The following is a 25,686-nucleotide window of genomic DNA, read 5'->3' as shown; positions in this document are numbered from 1 at the left end:
TCAAAAAAAATAAAAAAATACTTGCAAAATGTTGTAGAACTTTGTATAATAAAAAAGTCGAGTTAAGGACAAGAATTATTTTGAAATAGTAATTATGCGGGTGTAGTTTAGTGGTAAAACTACAGCCTTCCAAGCTGTTGTCGTGGGTTCGATTCCCATCACCCGCTCCATACATAACTTTATCAATAACGCAGTGTTTCGTTTCCATGAAGAACGGGGTATTGCGTTTTTTTATTGTCTTGGAATTTCTCTATTACTGTTCGATTGAATGGTCGTATAAACATTGAGAAGTTAGGTATGGAGAACATAAGAAGTGTAATAAACATTGGTTTTACAATCAAATATCAATACCAAATCCAACGTATGACATAGATAAATCGAGAAAAAGATCATATATCTATATTAAACCCACCGTATGATATTGTTAAAGCAAGTGAATAATCAAAAATCAATACCAAAGGCGTCGTATGACATAGATAAATCGAATAAAAAGTCAAATATCAATACCAAAGGCGTCGTATGACATAGATAATCGAATAAAAAGTCAAATATCAATACCAAAAGCGTCGTATGACATAGATAAATCGAATAAAAAGTCAAAAATCAATACCAAAGGCGTCGTATGACATAGATAATCGAATAAAAAGTCAAATATCAATACCAAAGGCGTCGTATGATATAGATAATCGAATAAAAAGTCAAATATCAATACCAGAGGCGTCGTATGACATAGATAAATCGAATAAAAATTCAAATATCAATACCAAAGGCGTCGTATGACATAGATAAATCGAGTAGAAAGACAAATATCAATACCAAATCCACTCTATGACATACATAAATCGTGTGAGAGGGCAATTATCAATGTCAATCACTCCTTCGACATAGTCGGTTCTCGATAATAAATATCCTAAGAATGGCTATAGATTTTTATTTATGCGTAAAAAGAAAGGAGGGATCAAGATGAATGTAAAACAATTAAAAGACGAAATTATAACTTATAGTAAAGAAATTGGAATAGACAAAATTGGTTTTACAACGGCAGACCCATTTACCGAAATGAAAAATCGCTTAATTCGCCAACAAGAACTTGGGTATCAATCAGGTTTTGAAGAAAAAGATATTGAAAAACGAGTAGATCCCTCACTTATTTTCGAAGAGCCAAAATCAATTATTGCGATTGCACTTGCTTATCCTTCAAGAATGATTGATGCACCTAAAGGGAAGAAAGGTGAACGGCGGGGGATATTCTGCCGTGCCTCTTGGGGGATTGATTATCATACAATTCTTCGGGAAAAATTAAGACTGCTAGAACAATTTATTATGGAAAAAGCGCCAGAAGCTAAATTCAAATCAATGGTTGATACAGGGGAATTAGTCGATCGGGCTGTTGCTGAACGAGCAGGAATTGGGTGGAGCGGAAAAAATTGTTCAATTATCACTCCAGAGTTTGGTTCATATGTTTATTTAGGAGAAATGATTACAAATCTTCCTTTTGAACCTGATGAACCAATTGAGGACCAATGCGGTTCATGTACGAAATGTCTTGATGCATGCCCGACGGGAGCTTTAGTGCAGGGCGGGCAATTAAATGCCCAGCGTTGCATTGCCTTTTTAACGCAAACGAAAGGGTTCCTAGAAGAGGAATTTCGTGTAGAATTAGGAAATCGCCTTTATGGCTGTGATACTTGCCAAACAAGCTGCCCGAAAAATAAAGGAATGAATTTTCATTTCCATGAGGAAATGGAGCCTAATCCCGAAATTGCAAAGCCGAAGCTTACTCCATTACTGACTATTAGTAACCGTGAATTTAAAGAAGATTTCGGTCCGGTATCAGGTTCATGGAGAGGGAAAAAGCCTATTCAACGAAATGCAATTATTGCTCTGGCACATTTTAAAGAAGAATCAGCAGTTCCGGACTTAATTAAAGTGCTGACAGATGATCCAAGACCTGTATTACGTGGTACCGCAGCATGGGCACTAGGTAAAATTGGAGGAATGGATGCTAAAGAATCACTTCTGCAAGCTGAAAAGAAAGAAACAGATCCAGAAGTATTAAAGGAAATAGAAATGGGAATATCCCATTGCAGTACTGAGACAAAGTGAGTGAGCTTTGTCTTTTTTTGATAATGTGATTGGAAATACGCCAGTAAATGTTTAAAAATTCGCTAACCATTCACTGGCCAAGAGTAAATTTACTTTTTAATCAATTTCATAATCAAACTGATGATAATGGATAATATTGTATAGACTACCACCCAAATAAAGAAAGATTCATTGAAAATAGTAAAAGTTAAAATGATAAACACAACAAATGTTAATAATGGGGTAACAAACCACTTCCTAAATAAAAAGATTCCGAGAATTGAAGCCACAATGACAATAATCGGACAAATGAATAACACCAAAAGAAACTCCACTTTTTTCATCCCCACTTTACATAATTAGCAATACCTTTGATTCCTTAAAGACCTTGGATATCTTTAATAATAAATAGACCATTTTAACATAAATTATACAGGTTATTTATCTTAATATCTTTTTCTAAAATTAAAAATAAAATTGTCGTACTTTGACGATGCCTACATAAATCTTCCAGTAGTATTCTCAAAATTGGCTACAATAGAATCGATTTTGATAAAAATTGATTAAGAATGAGTAACTTTTATAGAATCATTAAAAGAAAAAAGCGGAAATTGAGATATATTTTCGCATAATAACTATTTGATTTTTAATATTATTTTCCCTTTCGCCCTTCCAGTCTCCGCATATTCCATCGCTTTTTGAGCATCTTCAAAAGGATAAACTTTATCAATTATAGGTTTAATTTTACCGGACTCAATAAAGTTTGCGATTATACTTAATTGCTCTCCGCTTGGTTTCATAAACAAAAATGTATATTGAACATTATGTTTTTTTTCAAGCGCAGTAAGTTTATGGCTTGCTGCTGAAAACAGCATGGTTTTAAAAAATCCGGAACCATATTCTTTACCAAAACGAGCATTCGGTAACCCCGAAACGGAAACAATTTTTCCTCCGCTTTTTATCACTTCGAATGATTTTTCGAGTGTCTCGCCCCCAAGTGTATCAAATACGGCATCATAGTTTTTCAGTATCTCTTCAAATTTTTCCGTCTTGTAATTGATAATTTCATCTGCACCAAGAGATTTTACTAAATTCTCGCCAGCAACACTTGCAGTCGTTGCGACAGTGGCACCCATTAATTTGGCCAGTTGAATAGCAAAGGTACCGACACCACCAGCCCCCGCTTGAATTAAAATCTTTTGCCCTTTCTGTATTTTCAATACGTCATGTAAAGCTTGATAGGAAGTTAACCCAACCAGCGGGATTGCTGCTGCTTCTTCAAAGCTCAAATTTTTAGGTTTTAAGGCGATGTCATCTTCATGAATAGCGATGTATTCTGCAAAGGTACCGATTTTACTTTTACGTGGACGTGCATAGATTTCGTCACCAACTTTAAAACGAGTCACTTTTGCGCCAACCTTTGCAACGACACCAGAAAAGTCATTCCCTAAGATAAGAGGCATTTTATATTTAACTAACAATTTCACTTTCCCATCTCGTATCTTAAAATCAATTGGATTTATACTAGCTGCATGTATTTCTGCAAGCACCTCATATTCACCGATTTCAGGTGTAGGCATTTCTGCCAAACGCATTGGAACTTTCCCATACCTATCAATAACCATTGCTCTCATAGCCTATGCCTCCAAATTTAAATTTCATCATTTCTATAAAAGTTCTCCATGAACGTATCAATATCCGATACAAGCGTTCTTAACAATCCTAATTCTGTACGTACATTAATATAATAAAAGTTTTTTGTCCCTTCTTTACGCATTAAAATAACCCCAGCATCTCGTAAAACCTTAAGATGATGGGACACTGCAGGTCGTGAAAGATGTGTTCGTTCAGTGATTTCACCCACTCGTAATCCTGTTTGACAATCCGTCCCCATTAGAACTAACAAGATCGATTGACGTGTCTCATCACCAATTGCCAACAGTACTTTTTGACAATTAATAAAATCCTTTTTGATCATATTTAGTTGGTCCTGTTTATTCATTCAGTAAAATACCTCCGCTAATTAGTTCAATGGTTTAAGTTGATAAACCATATTTCTGCAAACAACAATATACTATTGTTAGGTGAGGCGCAATATTGGGAAAGAAAATCGAGACGAAACCATCTTAGTGGGAGGGATTATTATCTTTTAAAGTTGGAGTTACTATGTTTAAATAAGTAGTTCCTATAACGAAGAGGAAATCTAAAATCGCAGAACAAATAACATAAGATTTCGTAGCACTGAATAACGATATAGTTAGCACACAAAATCTTGGGATTTCTAAGCTTCTTTAATATGTATTTTATTTAATTAATGGAGAAGTTGTACAAGTTCATTAGATGCTAAATCGTGTTTGAAAAATAAGGGGAGAAATTTCTCTTAATTAGGAAATAGAACTGAAAATACTTTTAATAGACGGAAGGATTCCGGCTATTTACTCAAAAAACGTGAAAATAAATAATTTTGCTTTGCATAATCGGAAAACCTTCGCTTATTTACCCCAAGCTAATCACTTTTCTGCTGTCTAACCGGAAATATCCGCTTATTTTGATTATCTTTGGCTGCGCATTTCTAAATCCAATCATTCCTTTCATTTTCAAAAATAAAGACGAGGGGGGACACTTCACTAAAAGCATCTCGACTGTCTTGTGGCAATCCAAACATTTTCTTGGCCAGATATGCATGGCTAAATCGAGGCTGGCTTTGCACGCTCTATGAAAGTTAAAAATGGTGGAATCTTGTTTTGTAAATGCTCAGGAATTTCCGTGTTAATTAAAAATAACAAAGTCTATTTCTAAAAATGAATCATCTTCTTGGGTTGTTTGTTTGGAGTAGCTATCAACCTTGCAACTTTTTTGCCATTTTTAAATCTTACATTGTTCAGCCAAAAAATAAAAGCTTCTGCATCAAAACAAACACCATAAAATTTATTTCCATCCTCATCTTTCCAATAAGAATGATCGTTATTTTTGTTATATAACCACCTGTCAAAATCCTTTTGTAATTTACAAACCTTCCTGCCTATTTTAGTAGGGCAACGAAAATATTGAGTCTTAGAGCAAAGTTCTACTTTTACAATCACTTCATTCTCTCCTTCATACTTTGTTCATATTCCCCTATCACTAATGTAATGGTTGTTCAACAAACTTTCCCATACATATGCAATTTCTTTCTATTTTACCATTGCTCTAAAAACTTGGTTTTACATGTTCATCAACTAGTGGGAACGAAACAATATAAAAAAGTAGGATGATAGAATTATTTTCTATTAACCTTTCTGTTTCTCGTCTTTTTTATGTGTGAGAAAAAGACTTGGAATGAAGATGAAGGCAAGGACGATTGCTGAAACTAGAAACCCGGCATGGTACCCCTTTAAGCCATTGGCAATAGTTGGTTGAGACCCTTTTATAACAGTTGCGACAACGGTTGCGATTACAGCCGTGCCAAAGCTGGAACCAAGGTTTTCAATGATAGTAATACCGACACCGGCTTCCGGAAGTTGTTTGCTTTCAATTCCTGTATAAGCATCACTCGTCAACGGAAGCATAATGCCTCCAAAACTTGTACCACGGATGAACAATATGATGGAAATCCATATCATACTTGTTTGATCGGTGATAAAGATAAGAGGAAACGATCCGATAAGTGAAAAAGCAAGACTGACCATTACCACGTATTTCGCACCAATCTTATCAATCATTCTCCCGATTATTGGCCGTGTAACGAGCATCCCAATTCCTTGAGGGATTAATGCAAACGCTGCTTCGATTGGAGTGAAATGACGGAAGTTTTGAAAGAACAATGGAAGTATTAACATAGGTCCCATGACGGCTATATTCGCTAAAAACAAACCGATGCTGGATGCCAGGAAGCTTTTGTGTGTAAACAAATTTATCGGAAGCACAGTTTGATTCTTTTTGATGTGATTGTATACGAGGTAAATGACTGCTAATACAAGGCCAATGCTTATCCATAGGACCGTTTCTCTATTGTTGAACGAGGCATGGTCCGCTGCTTTCGATATCCCGTAAATCAATGCCGCACTCATTAAGGAGACGTCAATAATTCCAAAAGCATCCAGTTTACTATCTTTGTTGAATGGTTCGAAGTCTGGAATAGCTTTCATCATAAGTGGTGCAGAAATTAAGACGATGAACACGTTGATGTAGAAAATCCAATGCCATGATGCACCGTGAACGATAAAGCCTCCAATGACAGGTCCTAAAATTGGGCCGAAGATCATCGGTGTACTGACGATTGCCATAACTTTCCCTAGATTTTCGGGGCCGGCTGTTTTAACCAAGAGTGTTGACATAAGCGTGGTAATAATCCCAGCGCTAAATCCTTGAAGCATGCGGAAGAAGATGAAACTGGATATGTCCCAACTAATTCCAGCAAGAACAGAAATCACACCAAAGGCAAGACTTGAGCCGATGAAGATTTTCTTTCCGTTATATTTGTTCATTAGCCAGCCTGATACTGGAACTGCAATTGCAAGGGCTAAAACATAACCTGTTATGGACCATTGAATGGTCTCTAATGTTGTGTTGAAATCTTTAGTTAGTTTATCGATTGCGATGTTTACCATCGTTGAGTCAAGCATTGGAGCAATTGCTCCGAGCGCTATAGCCCAGGCAGCTGTGAGAATTTCTTTTGGTAATCCTGGTTCTTTTACTTTATCTTTTGACATATTATTCTCCTCTCAGAAGATGCATTTTGTTTCCTGGTCAACAAAATATACCACCATTTTGTTTCCTGGTCAACTAAAATGTGACGATAAAAAAGGCGGCCCATACTCAATAGAGTTGGGCTGCCTTTGGTTTATAAATATTAATGTTAGTCAGATTTAATTAATAGTTATGCCTTGTTTCTTTATTTCAGCATCCAAATGTGTACGATACTTTTCCACAAAGCAAAGCATACTGTCAAATTGTTCCTCGGTTACTTGTTCAAATACGACTTTGTCACGTTCTTGAAACTCTTTGTGCAGTGCCTCATGGATTTTATAAATTTCTTTCCCTTGCTCAGTAAGCCTAAAATAGATTTCTTTCTTGTTATCAGACTTCTGGTAGCTTTCGATTAGATCTTTTTTTATAAGCTTCTTAGTTAATTTACTTATGGCACCTCTAGTCATATAAAGCGATTCTGCAAGTTTTGTCACATTAGTATCTCCATTTTTTTCTATGGCTTCAATACAATGTACTTCAGAAGGTTTATACCCCTTAAGACTGTCTTCCATCTTAGGTTTATTAAGCAAAACTATCTTGTTGTATAAGTCCTTGAAATTCATCATGAGCTGTTCTTCTTTGTTCATAGCCCGTCCTCCCGCCGTTGGTGCACTAGCAATAGTATATTCACTTTTTGTTTCTATTTCAACAATATGAACATGATTGGGATTGTGAAAACCAATTAATCAAAGAGAAATTTTGCTTTTCAATTATTAGAATTGTATTGAAAAATATCTTTCTACATATGTATGAATACGAGGAGGGATTACGGTGAAAGATCAGATAAAAGCATATATTGAATCACTTGTAGAGGCATATGTAAAGAAAAACGAGGAGCGCGGAAATGAAAAAGTGACGAAAAAAATTGATTCGGCTGCGAAGAGAAATGCCGAAATTGTTAAGGTGAAGGCGATCACAAACATAACAGATAAACAGCAGGATGATGACCATACCTATGTGAAATTTGACGTCCATATGCAATATTTAATTAAGCAAAAAGAGAAAATGTATGTTGAGGAACAACTTGAACACCATATTGCATCGTTTTATAAAAATAAACTGTATGACACTAGGGAAATTGAGCATGAGGATGTTATTTTAACACCGGAAAAAATGGATGCTGATTTTTCGAGTGTTCGTGAAGATATACGTATATCTTATCGATATAATCGCTTGAAAGCAGTACAATATGCTGAACGTTGGTGGAATAGCTACAATCCGGCGTATAAAAAATTCGATGTAGACTGTACAAATTTTATATCTCAATGCCTGCATGTGGGAGAAGCGCCGATGCGTGGATATCCAAATAAGAGCCAAGGCTGGTGGTTGAGGGGAAATAGTTGGAGCTATAGCTGGAGTGTCGCCAATTCATTGCGATTATATTTGTCCACATCAAAGTCCGGCTTGCAGGCCCGTGAAGTGAGCTCTCCGGAAGAACTTCAATTAGGTGATGTTATTTGTTATGATTTCCAAGGGGATGGACGATTTGATCATAACACGATTGTGACTGGGAAAGATGCGTATGGAATGCCTCTCGTTAACGCCCATACGTATAACAGTCGGATGCGTTATTGGGCGTATGAAGATTCTTCTGCGTACACACCAAATATTAAATATAAATTTTTTACGATTATTGACAATGCTTAAACATTTTCACCTTATGATATAATGGTAAGGCTAAAGTTTAATAATGAGGTGACAAAAGTGGCAATACATGTTGTTTTATATCAACCAGAAATTCCGGCCAACACTGGAAATATTGCACGAACTTGTGCAGCAACAGATACGAAATTACATTTAATAAAACCTCTTGGTTTTTCTACAGATGATAAAATGTTGAAAAGAGCAGGACTCGATTACTGGCATCATGTTAATATCACCTATTACGATTCCATTGAAGAGTTTTTTGCGAAAAATGAAAATGGTGAGTTTTACTATATTGAAACATTCGGTGAAAAACCTCACTCTGCGTTTGATTATAGTGATGTAAATAAAGATTATTACTTTATGTTCGGAAAAGAAACAACGGGGCTGCCGAAAGATTTATTAGTTAATAATAAGGACCACTTCTTACGGATTCCGATGAATGATAATGTCCGATCATTAAATCTTTCTAATACCGCAGCGATTTTAGTATATGAAGCATTGAGACAGCAGGGATTTCCAAACTTAAAATAATCATGCAAATAAAAAAATCTTCCTAATGGAAGATTTTTTTATTACTTGCTTGTACCTGGCTTATCATCATATCCAGCTGTAAAGATAGCGGCCAAAAATGCAATAGCAACAGCTATAATCACCCATGTTCCCATAGTTATGTAAGCCTCCTTCAAAATTAATACAATTCTTTTGTTATTATAGCCTATTTCATTTATAAAGTGAATGTTTCCTCTAAGTTTTTCTAGACAATCCGATGACAATTGTAGGTTGTTCCATAATATGGAGTTATCTTCTTGTCTTTTCTACTCATGTTCTTTTGATAACGAGCATAAAGTATATTAATCGTCTCTCAACAAGTGACAAGGGGAGGTACTTATGGATATTTTAAAAAGACTAGAACATTATCGAGAAGAAGAGGAAAAACTGCAGTGGGAAGGTACATTTGGTGAATATTTAGAATTACTGAAAGAAAAGCCATGGGTGGCACAGTCTGCACATTCTCGTGTTTACAATATGATAAAAGATGCTGGTGTTGAAGAAGAAAATGGGAAGAAGAAGTATCAATTTTTCAGCAATCAATTATTTGGATTGGAAGAAGCTTTAGAAAAATTAGTCGAGGAATATTTCCACCCTTCAGCAAAACGCTTAGATGTCCGTAAGCGTGTTTTATTATTAATGGGTCCTGTAAGCGGGGGGAAATCAACATTAGTGACGATGCTAAAAAGAGGGCTGGAAGCATACACCCGGACAGAAAATGGTGCGATCTATGCAATTAAAGGTTGTCCGATGCATGAAGATCCACTCCATCTCATTCCCAATCACTTACGTAAGGAATTCCATGAGGAATATGGAATACGAATTGAAGGAAATCTTTCGCCACTAAACATGCTGCGTTTGGAAGAGGAGTATGGCGGTCGGATTGAAGATGTTCTGATTCAACGTATTTTATTTTCTGAAGATCGTAGGGTCGGGATTGGTACATTTAGCCCGTCGGATCCAAAGTCTCAGGACATTGCCGATTTAACGGGAAGCATTGATTTTTCCACCATCGCCGAATACGGATCCGAATCTGATCCAAGGGCTTATCGGTTTGACGGGGAATTAAATAAAGCAAACCGTGGGTTAATGGAGTTTCAAGAGATGCTTAAATGTGATGAAAAGTTTCTTTGGCATTTACTTTCATTAACACAGGAAGGAAATTTTAAAGCAGGCAGATTTGCCTTAATTTCCGCTGATGAACTGATCGTTGCACATACAAATGAAACAGAATATCGTTCATTTATTTCAAACAAGAAAAATGAAGCCCTTCATTCACGGATCATTGTTATGCCTGTACCATACAATTTAAAGGTTACACAAGAAGAAAAGATTTATGAAAAAATGATTAATGAAAGTGATGTCGCCAATGTTCATATTGCCCCGCATACGCTAAAAATTGCAGCGATGTTTTCTATTCTTACAAGGCTTAAGGAACCAAAGCGCGGAGATATCGACCTCATTAAAAAAATGCGATTGTATGATGGGGAAAATGTGGAAGGATTTAACTCTGCCGACATTGATGAATTAAAAAAGGAATATCAGGAAGAAGGAATGAGTGGAATCGATCCAAGATATGTCATTAATCGAATCTCATCCACTATTATCCGCAAAGAAGTTTCTACGATTAATGCGTTAGATGTTCTTCGTTCTTTAAAGGAAGGGTTGGATCAGCATCCATCAATCACGACCGAATTAAAAGAAAAATATTTAAACTTTATTTCTTTAGCTCGAAAAGAATACGATGAAATTGCGAAAAAAGAAGTCCAAAAAGCATTTGTTTATTCCTATGAGGAATCCGCGAAAACATTAATGGATAACTATCTTGATAATGTCGAAGCGTATTGTAACAAGGCAAAGCTGTATGATCCATTAACTGGTGAAGAAATCAATCCGGATGAAAAGCTAATGAGATCAATTGAAGAACAAATAGGCATATCCGAAAATGCCAAAAAAGCATTTAGAGAAGAAATTCTTATCCGTATTTCCGCCTATGCAAGAAAAGGAAAACGATTTGATTATAATTCCCATGATCGTCTCCGTGAAGCGATTCAGAAGAAACTTTTCGCCGACTTAAAGGATGTTGTAAAAATCACGACCTCTTCGAAAACTCCTGATGAACAACAGCTGAAAAAGATTAATGAAGTGGTTGCACGACTAGTTGATGAGCATGGCTATAATTCAACATCTGCAAATGAATTGTTAAGATACGTAGGAAGTTTGTTAAATCGATAATTTATAATCAGTCTATAGGGAAGTAGGTCCGGTAAATCTAAAATCGCAGTACAAATAACATAGGATGTCTAGCATTTTGTCTTTTTTGCTTAATTAAAGGAGAAGTTGTATAAGTTCATTAGAAGCAAAATTGAGTTTGATAATAAGCGGAGAAATTTCTCTTAAATAGTAAATAGCACTGAAAATACTTTAAATAGGCGGAAGGATTCCGACTATTAACGCTAAAAACGTGAAAATAAGTAATTTTGCTTTGCTTAACCGGAAAACATCCGCTTATATACTCCGAACCGGGCTCTATTCTGCTATATAACCGGAAAATTTCCGCTTATATTGATGATCATGGAAATGATAGTCGAACGGGAATGGATGGAAGAACCGCCCCATGCACCTGATCGCAAAAACTTGGCTAATTGGCAATCATTTACCCCCCATGCTTTTATGCAAACAGAGTAAAAAAAGGACCGGGCATCGTTGCCTGGTTTTTTCTACGTTTATTTGATTTCCTGAACAATTGTCTGCGTATTAAACAGGGCTGATTTTTTTAATAGAAATTATTAATGATAGCTCGTCCAATCATATTAGACAATTACCTTATTATAATAATTTTTTGTAAATAATCTTAACTTCTTGCATAGGATAAAGTAATCCATAATTTTTTTATACATTCCTTAAATACACAGCCAAAATATTGTATGCATATAAGGGAGATATGGTGAAAGTTTTTAAAAAAAATGTAGGAGGGGAATATTATGACTGAATCAGAGCACAAGCAGTTTGTTATTTCAAGTGAAGATTGGTCCCTCCACCGTAAAGGACATGATGATCAAAAACGACATCAAGAAAAGGTACAGGAAGCGATTCGTAATAATTTGCCTGACCTTATAACAGAAGAAAGCATCATCATGTCAGATGGCCGTGATGTGGTCAAAATTCCGATTCGATCATTGGATGAATACAAAATACGCTATAATTATGATAAGAATAAGCATGTCGGTCAGGGGGACGGCGAGAGTCAGGTAGGTGATGTTGTCGCACGAGATGGTGCGCCACAAAAAGGGCCAGGTAAAGGCGATGGGGCAGGCGACCAGCCGGGTGAAGATTATTATGAAGCAGAAGTATCGTTAATGGAGCTTGAAGAGGAATTATTTAAACAATTGGAATTACCGAATTTACAACGAAAAGAGCAAGATTTAAATACAATTGAAGACATCGAATTCAATGATATCCGCAAAACCGGATTAATGGGCAATATTGATAAAAAAAGAACGATGATGACGGCATTCAAACGAAATGCGATAAGCGGTAAACCAAGTTTTCATCCAATCGTCCAAGAAGATTTGAAGTTTAGAACATGGAATGAAATTCAAAAACCTGAATCTAAGGCCGTCGTCCTCGCCATGATGGACACAAGTGGTTCCATGGGCGTCTGGGAAAAATATATGACCCGGAGCTTCTTCTTCTGGATGACCCGCTTCTTACGGACAAAATATGAAACGGTCGATATCGAATTCATCGCCCACCATACGGAAGCAAAAGTTGTTTCAGAAGAAGACTTTTTTTCCAAAGGTGAAAGTGGTGGAACGATATGTTCCTCGGCCTATCGGAAAGCAATCAGTTTAATCGACGAAAAATACGAACCATCCCGATACAATATTTATCCATTCCACTTCTCAGACGGGGATAATCTTACCTCCGACAATCCGCGCTGTGTCAAACTAGTTGAGGAATTAATGAAAGTATCAAATATGTTTGGTTACGGTGAGGTAAATCAATATAATCGCCATTCGACTCTTATGTCTGCCTATAAAAATATTAAAAATGATAAATTCCGATACTTCATATTAAAGCAAAAAGCAGACGTCTTCCATGCGATGAAAAGCTTTTTTAAGCAGGAAGAGGAAAAAGTATTTAATTGAAAAGTAAAATGAAAAGCCCTTCTCGGTGAGAGGGCTTATTTTTGCTGCTGGAATCATATCATAAACAATATTTTATGAAAATGTACCTCATGGAATGTTCATAAGATATATGATAATAAAAATTAAAGAAAGAAGTGCTTCATAAAGCACTTATGAGGTACATGATTAGCAAAATAAAAGAAAGAAGTGCTTCATAAAGCGTTAAGGAGGTACATGATTAACAATATAAAAAGAAGATGTGCATCATAAAGCACTTATGAGGTACATGATAAACAAAATAAAAGAAAGAAGTGCCTCATAAAGCGTTAAGGAGGTACATGATTAACAAAATAAAAGAAAGAAGTGCCTCATAAAGCGTTAAGGAGGTACATGATGAACAAAATAAAAGAAAGAAGTGCCTCATAAAGCGTTAAGGAGTCAAGTCCTTAATATTGTGTAAAATCCTTATACAATGTTTTCAACCTGTTATGATATTTGGGGTTAATCCTTCCCCTTTACATTTTTTGAGCGAAACTTCCATGCGTCTTTTACTCCATATCCAGTCAAGGGTGTCAAAGGTGGTTTTCCTTTGATAGCCTTGACTGGATATGGAATAATCCAAGAATGGAAGTTACCTTAAAAATGAAACATAGCTATCTCTTAATAGATTTTTGTTTTGAATATACGGTCTCTTGATAATGCATTAAAACAGCTCCAACTAAACGAAAAGCAGACTGTGTATTTGGAAAGATACGGATAACTCTTTCTCTTCGACGTACTTCTTGGTTTAAACGTTCAAGAGAATTTGTACTACGAATGTGACATCGTATATCTTCCGGGTACTCCATGTATTGAATGGTATCTTCGAACCCTTCATCTAAAATAGAGAGTGCCTGTTTATACTTAGAATTTTCACCAAACTGATCCATCAGCTCCTCTTTACATTTCCGGGTGTCTTCGATAGTGACCGCTTCAAAAATACGCTTTATCATCATTCGAATATCGGCGGAGTCTTTTTTAGGTAGTCTTTCAATGATATTTCGTTTAAAATGTACGTTACACCTTTGCCAGCTAGTTCCAATGAATTCTCGTTGAATGGCTTTTTGTAGTCCTTGATGAGCATCTGAAATCACTAACTTTGGAGATTGAAGACCTCGTGATTTAAGTTGTTTAAAAAATGGCTCCAACTCTCAAAACTTTCAGCGTGATCTACACTTAGACCAAGTATTTCACGCTTTTTGTGATCCGTAATAGCTGTGGCAATATAAACAGCTTTAGAGACTACACGGTTATGTTCTCTTACTTTTATATACATTGCATCCAAAAAAAAATGGATAGTATGTTATATTTAAAAGTAGTTTTAAATCATTGACGATAGGATCAAGCTTCTGAGTAAGGGAAGAAACGAATGACTTCGAGATATTTTCGCCACAAAGTTGTTCTACTATGTGCGTAACCTTACGGGTAGAAACCCCGTTGATAACCATCTCCAGCATAGAGAGAACTAAAGCCTGGTCGCACCGAGAATATTTTTCAAAAACGGAAGATGAAAACTCCCCATTTCGAGTTCTAGGCACTCTTAGTTTTATTTTACCGATACTCATGGTTAGTTCTCTTTCATAGTAGCCATTGCGGTAATCTAGACGTTCAGGAGAGCGTTCATAAGCGTCCGCATGTAAATAATCATCTCTTTCCTTTTCCATGTACTCATTTAAAACTAAAACAATCGCTGATTTAATAACTGCGTCAATATTGGAATTCAAAACAGATTCTTTTAAAAGATCCATATCTAGGTTAAACTGTAATTGGGTCATTCTATATTCCTCTTTTCATTGTTTATCGTCGTTGAAAACATTGTTTCCAAGAGGGATTAAAATGACTCTTTTCTTTTTACACAATTATATGGACTTAATCCGTTAAGGAGATACATGATTAACAAAATAAAAGAAAGAAGTGCTTCATAAGGCACTTAGGAGGTACATGATAAACAAAATAAAAGAAAGAAGTGCCTCATAAAGCGTTAAGGAGGTACATGATAAACAAAATAAAAAGAAGATGTGCTTCATAAGGCATCCAAAAGGAACATGGTTAACGTAATTAGAGGAAAAAGTACTTCATAATGCATTCAAGAGATATTTTGATTGATCTTGTTAGCAAATGAGAATGATCCTAGCTTTTACATCCGAAAACAACTGCAAAAAAGATGGAAACCCCAATATTAAAACGAGATAGTGAGACAACTTACCTTTCGTGATCCTCAATCGTACTCTTATTGTTAATTAATCCAAAAATTAAATATCATTATTTCTACCCGTTCCTTTTATGGACGGGTAAATACGTTTTTGTGATCAAATACTCATCATTAACACATTATAGAAAGCATTTCTTTCATCCCCCCACAGAATTCCTAAAAATGCATAACGGAAGTGGAACATCAGACTGTATCATTTCAAGAACCTCCATAATATCTTTTTTAGAAAATTCGAATATGCATTCAAATAATCAACTTACTTAAAATATTGATAACTTTCTATAAATTAAATATAATAGGAATATATAATATATGAACCAATGGTTCTAATATAGAGACATAAGTTTTATCCCACAAAAAATTTAACAAAGGTGGTTTTTACATGAGAGTTGCTACAGATATTGGGGGAACATTTACTGATCTTGTGTATGTTGATGATAATGGAACGTTTGGAGTAGCGAAGGCTCATACAACACCCTCTCAATTTGAAAAAGGGGTAATAGATGTAATTGAAAAAAGCGGAATCACACCAAAATCCATTGATATGTTTATTCATGGCTCAACAGTAGTTATTAACGCATTAACGGAGCGGAAGGGTGTAAAGGTTGGACTGATCACAACAAAAGGAACTAGAGATGTTCTGGAAATTGCTAGGGGAAACAGGCCAGATTTGTACAATTTTCGCTATCAAAAGCCTAAGCCATTTGTCGAAAGGTATTTAAGATTGGAAGTAGATGAACGTTTAAATTATAAAGGGGAGGTTCTAAGTCCTTTAAATGAGGATCAAATTCCCGACATTCTATCATTGTTTAAAAAAGAAAAAGTAGATGCAATTGCAGTTTGTTACTTGCACTCCTATATAAATCCTGTTCATGAGATAAGAACGGTTGAACTAATTAAGCAATTATGGCCCGAGATTGCTGTAACCGCTTCCTATGAGATTACCAAGGAATGGCGTGAATACGAAAGAACGAACACAACGGTTCTCAATTCCTATGTGAAACCAATTGCAGGCACTTATATTGATAAGCTAAATAAAAAACTGGAAAACCATGGGGTTAACGGCAGTACCTATATCATGCAATCAAATGGTGGCGCAACTACCTTTGAAGGTGCAAAGCATTCACCTATAAATATGGTTGAATCGGGACCTGTTGCAGGGATATATGGAGCAGCGATACTTGGTCAAATTTTAGGTGAGAAAAATATTATTGCATTTGATATTGGCGGGACAACAGCAAAGTGTTCACTAATTACTAATAGTGAGGTTAAGGTTTCAACAGACTATTACATCGAAAAAACTGAAAAGTCTGCGGGCTATCCTATTAAGGTCCCGGTTGTTGATATTGTCGAAATTGGAAATGGCGGCGGTTCAATTGCGTGGATTGATCCTACGGGATCTTTAAAGGTCGGACCGCAATCTTCAGGAGCTATTCCTGGTCCTGTTGCATACGGGCAAGGTGGTGAAGAGCCAACAACAACAGACGCTAATCTAGTGACCGGGCGTCTTTCAAAGAAAAACTTTGATTATGAAGTTGACTTAGCAAAAGTAGAACAGGCAATAGAGAACAAGGTTTCTTCTCACTATGACCTGACAATGGAAGAAGGAGCAATGGGTATTATTGACATTGCTAATTCTAATATGCTCAACGCACTTAAATTAATTTCTATTCGCAAAGGGTATGATCCTAAGGATTTCACAATGATTGCCTTTGGGGGCGGAGGCTCCATGCATGCATCAGCACTTGCGCAGGAATTAGGAGTGAAGAGGGTCATTATCCCTGTCGCCTCATCTGTTTTTTCAGCCTGGGGAATGTTAATGACTGATCTTCGCCACGATTATATTCAAACACATATTAAGCAATTAAACGATATTGATTTAACGGCAATCAATAAAGAATGGGAGATAATGATTGACCAAGCCTATCATCAGTTTATCGAAGAAGGTATGGATAAGGGTCAGATTGTATTTAATCGTTTTGCCGATATGAGATATATCGGCCAAGAGCATACAGTGAAGGTTCCTGTCCCAAATACTGAATGGACAGAAGAAATCATAGAAGAAATTATTGCTAGATTCCATCAGCTTCACGAACAAAATTACACGTTTAAATTGCCTGATGCACAAACCGAAATTGTCAATCTGCATTTAACAGGCTTCGGTAAGGTTGAAAAACCAGTTCTACAAAAATTACAGCAGACAGGAAAACCAGTTCATGAGGCTTTAAAGGAAAATAGACCGGTGTTCTTTAAGAATGAGGGATGGACAGAAACACCTGTATATGACCGCGGACAAATGGAGCCGGGCATGAAAATTGCAGGTCCAGCAATCATTGAAGAGCGTTCAGCGACTACTGTTATTTATGCTAATCAATCTTTAGAAATGGATCAATATGGAAACTTAGTGATTGATACGGGGGTGGAATAAGATGATAACTGCTAATAATGTAAAAGTAAATCCATTTACAATTGAAGTGATTAAGGATTCGCTCATGTCGATTGGTGATGAAATGTTTCTCGCTCTTGCTAGAACATCAATGAGTCCGATTATATATGAAGTGCTTGATTATGCTTGTGGTTTAACTGATTCCAAAGGTCAGTTAATCAGCCAAGGAAATGGTGTTACTAGTTTCATAGGCATGCTAAGTCCGATGGTTCAGCATGTCATCGAAAAATTTGATAACGGCAAAGGATTAAATGACGGAGATATTATCATTATTAATGACCCGTATGTCGGTGGTGGGTCTCACTTATCTGATGTAGGTCTTGTAATGCCAATTTTCAATAACGGGGAATTGGTGGCGTTTTCTGCCAACAAGGGCCACTGGACGGAGGTGGGTGGAAAGGATCCAGGTTCATTTACAAGTGATTCAACGGAAATTTATCAAGAAGGGCTGCAATTAACTGGGGTAAAGCTTTTTGATGGAGGAAAAGTAAACCAAGCCGTTGTTGATATTATTTCAGCCAACGTTCGCCTTCCGGATTTGTCCTTAGGAGATATGTGGGCTCAAGTGGCTGCTCTAAAAACAGGAGCAAAAAGAATTATAGAATTATGCAATAAACATTCAAAAGATTTACTTATGGCCGCTATTGATAATCTATTAAAACAGGGGGAGCAGCTTGCAAAAAAAGAGCTTGAGCTCCTTCCAAAAGGAACCTTTACTGCGGAGGATTTTATCGAGGGAGATCCTGAAAAAGGGGGACCATACCCAATCAAGGTCAAGATTACAATCACAGAAGACAAATTCATTTGTGATTTTCGCGGAAGCCATCCACAGGTGACAAATCCGGTAAACTGTTCCTATTTTGGATTGCTTGCAAGTGTACGTGTTATGTATTTAGCCATTATGAATCCAGATCAGAACAGTATAAATGAAGGGGTATTTTTTCCATTAAAGATATTAGCTGATAAAGGCTCGATTATTTCAGCTGAACGTCCTGCACCGGTATCTATGAATTTCGAAGGGCGGATTGGCGGTGCGGAATTGATATGGAAAGCATTGGCGCCTCTTTTACCAGAACGTTTAACCGCCGGTCATTTATTGTCCGTATGTTCGGTAGTATTATCTGGACAGCATCAAGATACAAATGCCCCTTTCCTAATTGTTGAGCCATCTGTTGGGGGATGGGGTGCAGGTGAAGGCATGGATGGTCAGCGCGGACAGTTCTGTATGGGAGATGGCGAGACCTATAATATTCCAATTGAAGTAGCTGAGACAAGATATGGTGTTCTCGTTGATGAGTATAACCTTCGTTGTGATGGAGCAGGAGCAGGTGAGTTTAACGGCGGTTCTGGCGTCATTCGTTCCTATCAGGCATTAAGTGATAACCAGAAGCTTTCTGCAACCTTTGGGCGGCATCAATTTTCCCCATGGGGTATGAAAGGCGGAGAAAACGGGTCTTCCAGCTATATTCGAATTTTGAAAAAGAATGGTGAAATCATTGGGCCAATAGGCGTTACCGCAAGATATCCTCTAAATAAAGGAGATATAGCCCAATTAGTTACTGCTACTGGCGGCGGATACGGCAACCCATTAAAACGACCAATCGAAAAAGTCGTAAGCGATGTGAAAAATGGCTATATATCGGTTGCCCAAGCTAAAGAAAAATATGGCGTTGATATTGATCCATTAACATACACGGTTTTAGAAATAAAGAGATAAGAATAATAGGGGACAGTCCCACGGTAAATTAAAGGCATTCATACGATGGGAAGGTCCCCAGATTAGTTTAATCTATTATTTAGAAAATTCCCTATTGTTGAACTAGTGGTATTATTATATAATTATTTTATTAAATGAAACGCTGTCTCTAATAAAGAGACACATTCGAGGGGGCGGGCTTTTGTCGTTAAAGACGTTGGATAATTCTTTAGAACTACTTAATTATTTTTCAAAAGAGACACCCTCATGGGGGGTTAGGGAGTTAGCAAAGGAAATGGGAATTAGCCATTCCATTGTCTATAGAACCCTTGCTTCGTTTGAGAAATACGGTTTTTTGGAACAAGATCCAAAAACCAAAAGGTATGAACTCGGTTTACGATTTTTAGAATTTGGTCAAATGGTCAAGGAAAAGATGCGACTCTCTGAGCATGTCTATCCTATTATGAAAAGACTTGCGGGTAAGGTTGAGGAGTCCATCTTCTTAACCTGGCTGGATAAGTCGGATGGAGTTACTGTTGAAATAGCGGAAAGCACTCATCGAATTAAGTATGAGGTTTCTTTAGGAACTAGAACCCCCCTTTATGTCGGTGCTTCATGTAAGGTCATTATGGCCTACCTCTCTAAAGAAAAGCAGTTAGAAATAACTAGGGAAGGTATGAAAGCCTTTACAAAAAACACGATATTGGATGAAGAAATCTTATTGTCCGATTTAGACGAAATAAAGAAAAAGGGCTGGTGCTACTCAGTTGGGGAGTTTTCCGATGCGGTTTTTGGCTTGGGGGTGCCTCTTTTCAATAGCCAAAATGAGATTATTGCTTCACTTACAATTAGCGGCCCGGAATATCGTGTAGAGGAAATGGATTTTGAAGTGGCACTAACACATCTACTACAGGAAGCAAAAGAAATACAGGGCTATCTTAATCATTTCAGCAGCCATTATAAATAAAGCTTGAAACCAACAAACGATAGAATCAGGAGGATGTGTATGAAAGACAAGAGGATGATAGAAAAGAAGCATCCGTCAGCATTTGAACCAATGGTCATTTTAATCACCGTTGCAACGGCTATTTTTGGGGCAATAATTGGGGTTCAATTAATTACATCATTGGGGATTTCAGCAAATACTTCAATTATAGGTGCCATCTTTGCAATGCTGATTGCAAGGATTCCGCTTCAAGCATTCCTTAAGTTTAAATCCGTCCATAGGCAAAATTTAGTGCAATCCTCAATTTCTGCGGCTACATTTGGGGCGGCAAGCAGCTTGATTCTTCCTATTGGCATTCCATATGTTTTAGGCTTAAAAGAACTGGTTATTCCACTGTTTATTGGTGTTACGCTTGCTATGTTCGCTGATGCCATCTTGCTTTATAAATTTTTTGACACGAAGGTTTTTCCTGCTAAGGAAGCATGGCCGCCGGGAATTGCGACAGCTGAATCAATTAAGGCTGGCGATGAAGGCGGAAAACGAGCAAAATTATTGAGTGTTGGTATAGGAATTGGGATATTAGGATCGATTTTTAAAATTCCTATGTCAGCCTTCGGGGTCGCTTTCATCGGTAATATTTGGGCTCTAACAATGTTTGGGATAGGGCTGCTTTTAAAAGGATATTCTGTTCCGTTGTTTGGCTTCGATATAAGTGAGCATTACATTCCACATGGATTTATGATCGGTGCCGGAGTGGTTGCATTAATACAAGTCGTTTTCCTTATCTTTAAAAAGAATAAGGTAAATACTGTTTTGGATAAAACAAAGAATGAGACTGCTGCATCTTTGGAGGCAGTGCCTCTTACCAGATCTGAAAAGGATATTGGACAAGCCTTTGGCTATGGTTTCATTGCCTATTTATTGATAGCGTTGGCATTGGCATTTATGGGCGGAGTTTTGACGGACATGTCTCCTGGAATGATTGCAGGATTCTTATTATTTGCAGCTATTGCGGCATTTGCCCACGAGTTAATCGTTGGAATTGCGGCAATGCATGCCGGGTGGTTTCCTGCATTTGCAGTTGCTTTAATTACCCTTATAATTGGCATATTAATTGGCTTTCCTGCCCCTGCGCTTGCGCTTCTAGTTGGATTCAGTGCTTCCACAGGAGTAGCGTTTGCAGATATGGGTTATGATTTAAAGACTGGCTATATTCTTCGAGGGAATGGACAAGATCCAGAGTTTGAAAAGAAAGGACGACGTCAGCAGCTTTTCGCGGGGATGATTGGATTTTCTGTGGCAGCTATTGTTGTTCTGCTAACCTATGAAAACTTCTTCTCGCGTGGGATGATACCTCCGGTTAATCATGTATATGCCGCAACAATCCAATCAGGTGTTTCTCCTGATATCGCAAAACAATTATTGATTTGGGCAATCCCAGGTGCCTTGCTTCAATTAATTGGCGGATCAAAGAGACAATTGGGTGTTTTGTTCGCAACGGGTTTATTATTGACTAATCCCATTGCCGGATGGGCCGTTTTAGCAGGAATCATAATCAGATTTTCAGTTTTAAAATGGAAGGGAAAAGAAGCGGAGACACCTATGACCATTTTAGCTGCGGGCTTCATTGCCGGAGATGCATTATATAGCTTCTTTACTTCAATTTTTAAAATTGGAAAGTAAAGAGTTAGTACTGTTAGGAGAATTTTATGTAGTATACAAGTTTAACAATTAAATAGAATAAGCTTGGCTTTCCAGCTTAAAATGACGGAAAAACAGCCTTGAACCTTCATGATTACTGGTTCTAAGGCTGTTTTGTTTTTCAGAGAGTTTTGATTAACGTGCATGAGGCACATGATCGGTAGAGTTAAAGGAAGAAGTGCTTCATAAAGTGTTTATGAGGCATATGATCGGCAGAATTAAAAGAAGAAGTGCTTCATAAAGTGTTTATGAGGCATATGATCGTCTGAATTAAAAGAAGAAGTGCATCATAAAGTGTTTATGAGGCATATGATTGACGGAATTAAAAGAAGAAGTGCTTCATAAAGTGTTTATAAGGCACATAATCGGCAGAGTTAAAAGAAGAAGTGCATCATAAAGTGTTTATGAGGCAGATGATTAGCAGAATTAAAAGAAGAAGTGTTTCATAGAGAGTTCAAGAGAAACATGATCAACAAAATTAAAAGAAGAAATGCTTCATAAAGTGTTTATGAGGCACATGAACGTCAGAATTAAAAGAAGAAGTGCTTCATAGAGCGTTCAAGCGAAACATGATCAACAAAATTAAAGAAAGAAGTGCTTCATAAAGTGTTTATAAGGCACATGATCGGGAGAATTAAAAGAAGAAGTGCTTCATAAAGCGTTCAAGAGGAACATGATCAACAAAATTAAAGGAAGAAGTACTTCATAGATAAAAGAATTACCATTTTCATATTGTTAAATAGAAAATTTCCACTGTAGTTCTAATTGATGTACACTAAAATTGTTCACACCAAATGCATATGAGAAAAAGGAAAATAAAGTTATTTATAGATTTTACAAAAAATAAATCGGAGTGACCAAATTGAAAATTGTCATTGCACCAGATTCATTTAAAGAGAGTTTAACCGCTTTAGAAGCAGCAAATGCAATTGAAGAAGGATTTTCTGCTGTCATACCGGATGCCGAATATATTAAACTTCCAATGGCAGATGGAGGAGAGGGAACGGTTCAATCGCTCGTTGATGCGACAGAAGGAAAAATTATTGAAAAGACGGTTACTGGTCCGCTTGGGTTACCTGTTCAAGGATTTTTCGGTCTTCTAGGCGATGGAAAAACTGCAGTAATCGAAATGGCAGCCGCTTCGGGCCTTCATCATGTTCCTTTAGACAAACGCAATCCACTTTTAACAACAACCTATGGAACAGGCGAACTTATTTTAAGAGCACTGGATTACGGTGTAAAAAAAATTATTATTGGTCTAGGGGGAAGTGCAACAAATGATGGGGGAACAGGGATGGCGCAAGCACTTGGCGCAAAACTTCTCAATAATCAAAAGGAACAAATTAGTTTTGGCGGCGGTGCCCTCTCAGATTTAAAAACAATTGATATTTCGCAAATGGATCCACGATTATCAAATATCCAATTTATTGTAGCATGTGATGTGGACAACCCATTAACCGGAGCAAACGGCGCATCTGCTATTTTTGGACCACAAAAAGGTGCAACACAAGAGATGGTCACACGTTTGGACAAAAGCTTAACGCATTTTGCAGACATCATAAAAAAAGAACTGCATAAAAACGTTGACAGTGTTCCGGGAGCAGGTGCGGCAGGGGGAATGGGAGCCGGCATGTTAGCCTTTTTCAATGCCGAATTAAAACGGGGAATCGATATTATCACTCAAACATTGAAACTAGAAACCCATCTCGAAGGGGCGGAACTCGTCATTACTGGCGAAGGGAAAATAGATGGACAAACCATCTTTGGCAAGACACCAATCGGGGTTGCAAAACTAGCAAAAAAGAAGGGGATTCCAGTAATTGGAATCGCGGGATATATTGAAGACAAAAATGGGAGAGTAAGAGAAGAAGGAATCGACGCCTTATTTTCAATTGTCCCAGGTGCTACATCCCTCGAAGATGCCATGACAAATGCTTATGAATATCTGAAAAATTGTTCGGAAAATATCGCTAGCGTCATCGACATGTTCAAAAAATAAAAATTCTTCTATTTGCTTATTTATTTTTTTTCTGTATAATTGTCACTAAAATAAATACTATCCTTCGGGGCAGGGTGAAATTCCCTACCGGCGGTGATGAAGCTGCAATGCTTCTTAGTCCGTGACCCGGTTAACAATTGTTAAACGGTGGATCTGGTGAAACTCCAGAGCCGACAGTTAAAGTCTGGATGGGAGAAGGAAAAAATAAAAAGTATTGGTAAGAGGAATTCTCTACCTTTCTTTGTTGATGTGTAAAAAAATGGTTTGATCAATATCATACCTTTTTTAACTATACATAAATTTGGAAAGGGAAGAGTCTATTCTTCACCTTTATTTCCTATACCCAAAAACACGTAACCCCTGAAGAAATTCATTCTTTAGGGGTTTTTTATTTTCTTATTAAGATAAGGAGTTTGAAAAATGAATGACCAATACTACATGCAGCTTGCCATTGATATTGCAAAAAGTACGAAAGGTCAAACCACTCCTAATCCAACAGTCGGGGCTGTGATTGTAAAAAACAACCAAGTAGTCGGGATAGGGGCACATGTCAAAGCAGGGGATTCACATGCAGAAGTACATGCTATTCAAATGGCTAAAGGGAGAACAAAAGACGCAACGATGTATGTCACCCTTGAACCTTGCAGCCATTTTGGAAAAACCCCTCCGTGTTCGAAGCTATTGATTGAATCGGGGATAAAAAGAGTAGTGATTGCTACAACAGATCCTAATCCGAAAGTTGCCGGAAAAGGGATCGAAACGATGAAAGCGGCTGGTATAAATGTAGAGGTCGGTTTACTCGAAAAAGAAGCCATCCAACTGAATCAAGTATTCTTTCATTTCATCCGAACAGGTTTGCCTTTTGTCACATTGAAGTCAGCAGCAAGTTTAGATGGAAAAACCGCAACAAAAACTGGGAGTAGTAAATGGATTACAAGCCAGGAGGCAAGGGAGGATGTCCACTATTTTCGCCATATTCACGATGCAATTCTAGTAGGGGTAAATACGATTATTAAAGATAATCCGAGTTTAACAACAAGACTAGAAGGTGGCGGGAAAAATCCTATAAGAATCATCCTTGATACACACCTTCGAACCCCTATCGATTCAAAAGTAATCGATCAACAGCATGCGGAAACATGGATTATTACGGGAATGCATGTTGATGAGAAACGAATGGTTGCATATCAATACAAAGGCGTTCGAATCATTAATATGCAAACAGAAACGATAGAAATAAAACCTATGCTAAAAATCTTAGCAGAAAAAGGAATATGCTCCATTTTCGTCGAAGGTGGGGCAGAAGTACATGGGAGCTTTTTAAAGGAAAGGGCATTTCAACAATTGATAACTTATATTGCACCAAAACTAATCGGAGGGAAAACGGCTCCTACTTCGTTTAGCGGTGAAGGAATCACAGAAATAGAGGATGCCGCGAATGTTGATATTACCGAAGTGAAAATGATTGGAAAAGATATTCGAATTACGGCAACTCCCGTGTAAAGGTG

17 protein-coding genes, 1 tRNA gene, 2 pseudogenes and 1 riboswitch are annotated in these 25,686 nt (G+C 37.2%); of the genes and pseudogenes, 12 read left to right on the top strand and 8 right to left on the bottom strand.

The window, feature by feature from the left end:
• Positions 1 to 96 precede the first annotated feature (96 nt).
• Together I5776_RS15395 and queG are read left to right on the top strand one after the other, a co-directional pair.
• Positions 97 to 170, top strand: a tRNA-Gly gene (locus I5776_RS15395).
• Between the two features lie 793 nt (positions 171 to 963).
• Complete coding sequence (queG, locus tag I5776_RS15390) at positions 964 to 2,106, top strand: tRNA epoxyqueuosine(34) reductase QueG (protein WP_202777255.1); 1,143 nt, start codon at positions 964 to 966, stop codon at positions 2,104 to 2,106.
• An 89-nt stretch (positions 2,107 to 2,195) separates the two neighbouring features.
• Here the strand turns inward: queG and I5776_RS15385 are convergent, their stop codons facing one another.
• The 7 genes and pseudogenes from I5776_RS15385 to I5776_RS15360 all read right to left on the bottom strand — a co-directional run bounded on the left by I5776_RS15385 (position 2,196) and on the right by I5776_RS15360 (position 7,400).
• Positions 2,196 to 2,429, bottom strand: a complete 234-nt coding sequence (locus I5776_RS15385) for a DUF2651 family protein (RefSeq protein ID WP_202777254.1) — start codon at positions 2,427 to 2,429, stop codon at positions 2,196 to 2,198.
• Between the two features lie 291 nt (positions 2,430 to 2,720).
• A complete protein-coding gene (locus I5776_RS15380; protein WP_202777253.1) occupies positions 2,721 to 3,719 on the bottom strand; it encodes an NADP-dependent oxidoreductase in 999 nt (332 codons plus the stop codon).
• A gap of 17 nt (positions 3,720 to 3,736) precedes the next feature.
• Complete coding sequence (locus I5776_RS15375) at positions 3,737 to 4,087, bottom strand: ArsR/SmtB family transcription factor (RefSeq protein WP_202777252.1); 351 nt, start codon at positions 4,085 to 4,087, stop codon at positions 3,737 to 3,739.
• Positions 4,088 to 4,653: 566 nt separating this feature from the next.
• Positions 4,654 to 4,836 (bottom strand): annotated as a pseudogene (locus I5776_RS21815) (DUF86 domain-containing protein); the annotation flags it as partial.
• Between the two features lie 44 nt (positions 4,837 to 4,880).
• On the bottom strand, positions 4,881 to 5,168 hold the full coding sequence (locus I5776_RS15370; RefSeq protein ID WP_202777251.1) for a hypothetical protein: 288 nt from the start codon (positions 5,166 to 5,168) through the stop codon (positions 4,881 to 4,883).
• Between the two features lie 186 nt (positions 5,169 to 5,354).
• Positions 5,355 to 6,776, bottom strand: coding sequence for an MDR family MFS transporter (locus I5776_RS15365; RefSeq protein ID WP_202777250.1), 1,422 nt, complete (start codon positions 6,774 to 6,776; stop codon positions 5,355 to 5,357).
• Positions 6,777 to 6,932: 156 nt separating this feature from the next.
• Positions 6,933 to 7,400, bottom strand: a complete 468-nt coding sequence (locus tag I5776_RS15360; protein WP_202777249.1) for a MarR family transcriptional regulator — start codon at positions 7,398 to 7,400, stop codon at positions 6,933 to 6,935.
• 184 nt (positions 7,401 to 7,584) lie between these two features.
• Between I5776_RS15360 and I5776_RS15355 the strand changes: the two genes are divergently transcribed.
• From I5776_RS15355 to yhbH, 4 genes are all read left to right on the top strand, one after another.
• Complete coding sequence (locus I5776_RS15355) at positions 7,585 to 8,460, top strand: amidase domain-containing protein (protein ID WP_202777248.1); 876 nt, start codon at positions 7,585 to 7,587, stop codon at positions 8,458 to 8,460.
• A gap of 57 nt (positions 8,461 to 8,517) precedes the next feature.
• Complete coding sequence (gene trmL / locus I5776_RS15350) at positions 8,518 to 8,991, top strand: tRNA (uridine(34)/cytosine(34)/5-carboxymethylaminomethyluridine(34)-2'-O)-methyltransferase TrmL (protein WP_246483809.1); 474 nt, start codon at positions 8,518 to 8,520, stop codon at positions 8,989 to 8,991.
• Positions 8,992 to 9,348: 357 nt separating this feature from the next.
• The gene (locus I5776_RS15345) at positions 9,349 to 11,244 is read left to right on the top strand and encodes a PrkA family serine protein kinase (protein ID WP_202777246.1); all 1,896 of its coding nucleotides are present in this window, start codon (positions 9,349 to 9,351) and stop codon (positions 11,242 to 11,244) included.
• Positions 11,245 to 11,993: 749 nt separating this feature from the next.
• On the top strand, positions 11,994 to 13,160 hold the full coding sequence (gene yhbH / locus I5776_RS15340) for a sporulation protein YhbH (RefSeq protein WP_107958376.1): 1,167 nt from the start codon (positions 11,994 to 11,996) through the stop codon (positions 13,158 to 13,160).
• Positions 13,161 to 13,792: 632 nt separating this feature from the next.
• Here the strand turns inward: yhbH and I5776_RS15335 are convergent.
• Positions 13,793 to 14,953, bottom strand: a pseudogene (locus I5776_RS15335) (IS256 family transposase).
• A gap of 819 nt (positions 14,954 to 15,772) precedes the next feature.
• On the opposite strand from I5776_RS15335, the gene I5776_RS15330 reads away from it, so the two are divergent.
• From I5776_RS15330 to ribD, 6 genes are all read left to right on the top strand, one after another.
• On the top strand, positions 15,773 to 17,818 hold the full coding sequence (locus I5776_RS15330) for a hydantoinase/oxoprolinase family protein (protein ID WP_202777245.1): 2,046 nt from the start codon (positions 15,773 to 15,775) through the stop codon (positions 17,816 to 17,818).
• A 1-nt stretch (position 17,819) separates the two neighbouring features.
• Positions 17,820 to 19,553: a hydantoinase B/oxoprolinase family protein gene (locus I5776_RS15325; RefSeq protein WP_107920323.1), complete on the top strand. Its 1,734-nt coding sequence runs from the start codon at positions 17,820 to 17,822 to the stop codon at positions 19,551 to 19,553.
• 181 nt (positions 19,554 to 19,734) lie between these two features.
• Positions 19,735 to 20,499, top strand: a complete 765-nt coding sequence (locus I5776_RS15320) for an IclR family transcriptional regulator (RefSeq protein ID WP_202777244.1) — start codon at positions 19,735 to 19,737, stop codon at positions 20,497 to 20,499.
• Between the two features lie 39 nt (positions 20,500 to 20,538).
• Positions 20,539 to 22,161 carry an OPT/YSL family transporter gene (locus I5776_RS15315; RefSeq protein ID WP_202777243.1) on the top strand — a complete coding sequence of 541 codons (1,623 nt, stop codon included), beginning with the start codon at positions 20,539 to 20,541 and terminating at the stop codon, positions 22,159 to 22,161.
• An 880-nt stretch (positions 22,162 to 23,041) separates the two neighbouring features.
• Entirely contained in the window at positions 23,042 to 24,178 is a 1,137-nt protein-coding gene (locus tag I5776_RS15310) for a glycerate kinase (RefSeq protein ID WP_202777242.1), read from the top strand.
• 56 nt (positions 24,179 to 24,234) lie between these two features.
• A riboswitch (FMN riboswitch) is annotated at positions 24,235 to 24,382 on the top strand.
• Between the two features lie 216 nt (positions 24,383 to 24,598).
• Complete coding sequence (gene ribD, locus I5776_RS15305; RefSeq protein ID WP_202777241.1) at positions 24,599 to 25,681, top strand: bifunctional diaminohydroxyphosphoribosylaminopyrimidine deaminase/5-amino-6-(5-phosphoribosylamino)uracil reductase RibD; 1,083 nt, start codon at positions 24,599 to 24,601, stop codon at positions 25,679 to 25,681.
• The last annotated feature ends 5 nt before the right edge of the window (positions 25,682 to 25,686 follow it).

The organism is Heyndrickxia vini (assembly GCF_016772275.1).
Lineage (GTDB): Bacteria > Bacillota > Bacilli > Bacillales > Bacillaceae_C > Heyndrickxia > Heyndrickxia vini.
Note: the sequence above shows the minus strand (reverse complement) of the source record. Positions and strands in the feature narration are given on the sequence as shown.

Coding starts and splice junctions, on each gene's coding strand:
- yhbH (WP_107958376.1), top strand. CDS start 11,994: ATGACTGAATCAGAGCACAAGCAGTTTGTTATTTCAAGTGAAGATTGG.
- I5776_RS15375 (WP_202777252.1), bottom strand. CDS start 4,087: ATGAATAAACAGGACCAACTAAATATGATCAAAAAGGATTTTATTAAT.
- ribD (WP_202777241.1), top strand. CDS start 24,599: ATGAATGACCAATACTACATGCAGCTTGCCATTGATATTGCAAAAAGT.
- I5776_RS15330 (WP_202777245.1), top strand. CDS start 15,773: ATGAGAGTTGCTACAGATATTGGGGGAACATTTACTGATCTTGTGTAT.
- I5776_RS15385 (WP_202777254.1), bottom strand. CDS start 2,429: ATGAAAAAAGTGGAGTTTCTTTTGGTGTTATTCATTTGTCCGATTATT.
- I5776_RS15345 (WP_202777246.1), top strand. CDS start 9,349: ATGGATATTTTAAAAAGACTAGAACATTATCGAGAAGAAGAGGAAAAA.
- I5776_RS15325 (WP_107920323.1), top strand. CDS start 17,820: ATGATAACTGCTAATAATGTAAAAGTAAATCCATTTACAATTGAAGTG.
- queG (WP_202777255.1), top strand. CDS start 964: ATGAATGTAAAACAATTAAAAGACGAAATTATAACTTATAGTAAAGAA.
- I5776_RS15360 (WP_202777249.1), bottom strand. CDS start 7,400: ATGAACAAAGAAGAACAGCTCATGATGAATTTCAAGGACTTATACAAC.
- I5776_RS15315 (WP_202777243.1), top strand. CDS start 20,539: ATGAAAGACAAGAGGATGATAGAAAAGAAGCATCCGTCAGCATTTGAA.
- I5776_RS15365 (WP_202777250.1), bottom strand. CDS start 6,776: ATGTCAAAAGATAAAGTAAAAGAACCAGGATTACCAAAAGAAATTCTC.
- I5776_RS15380 (WP_202777253.1), bottom strand. CDS start 3,719: ATGAGAGCAATGGTTATTGATAGGTATGGGAAAGTTCCAATGCGTTTG.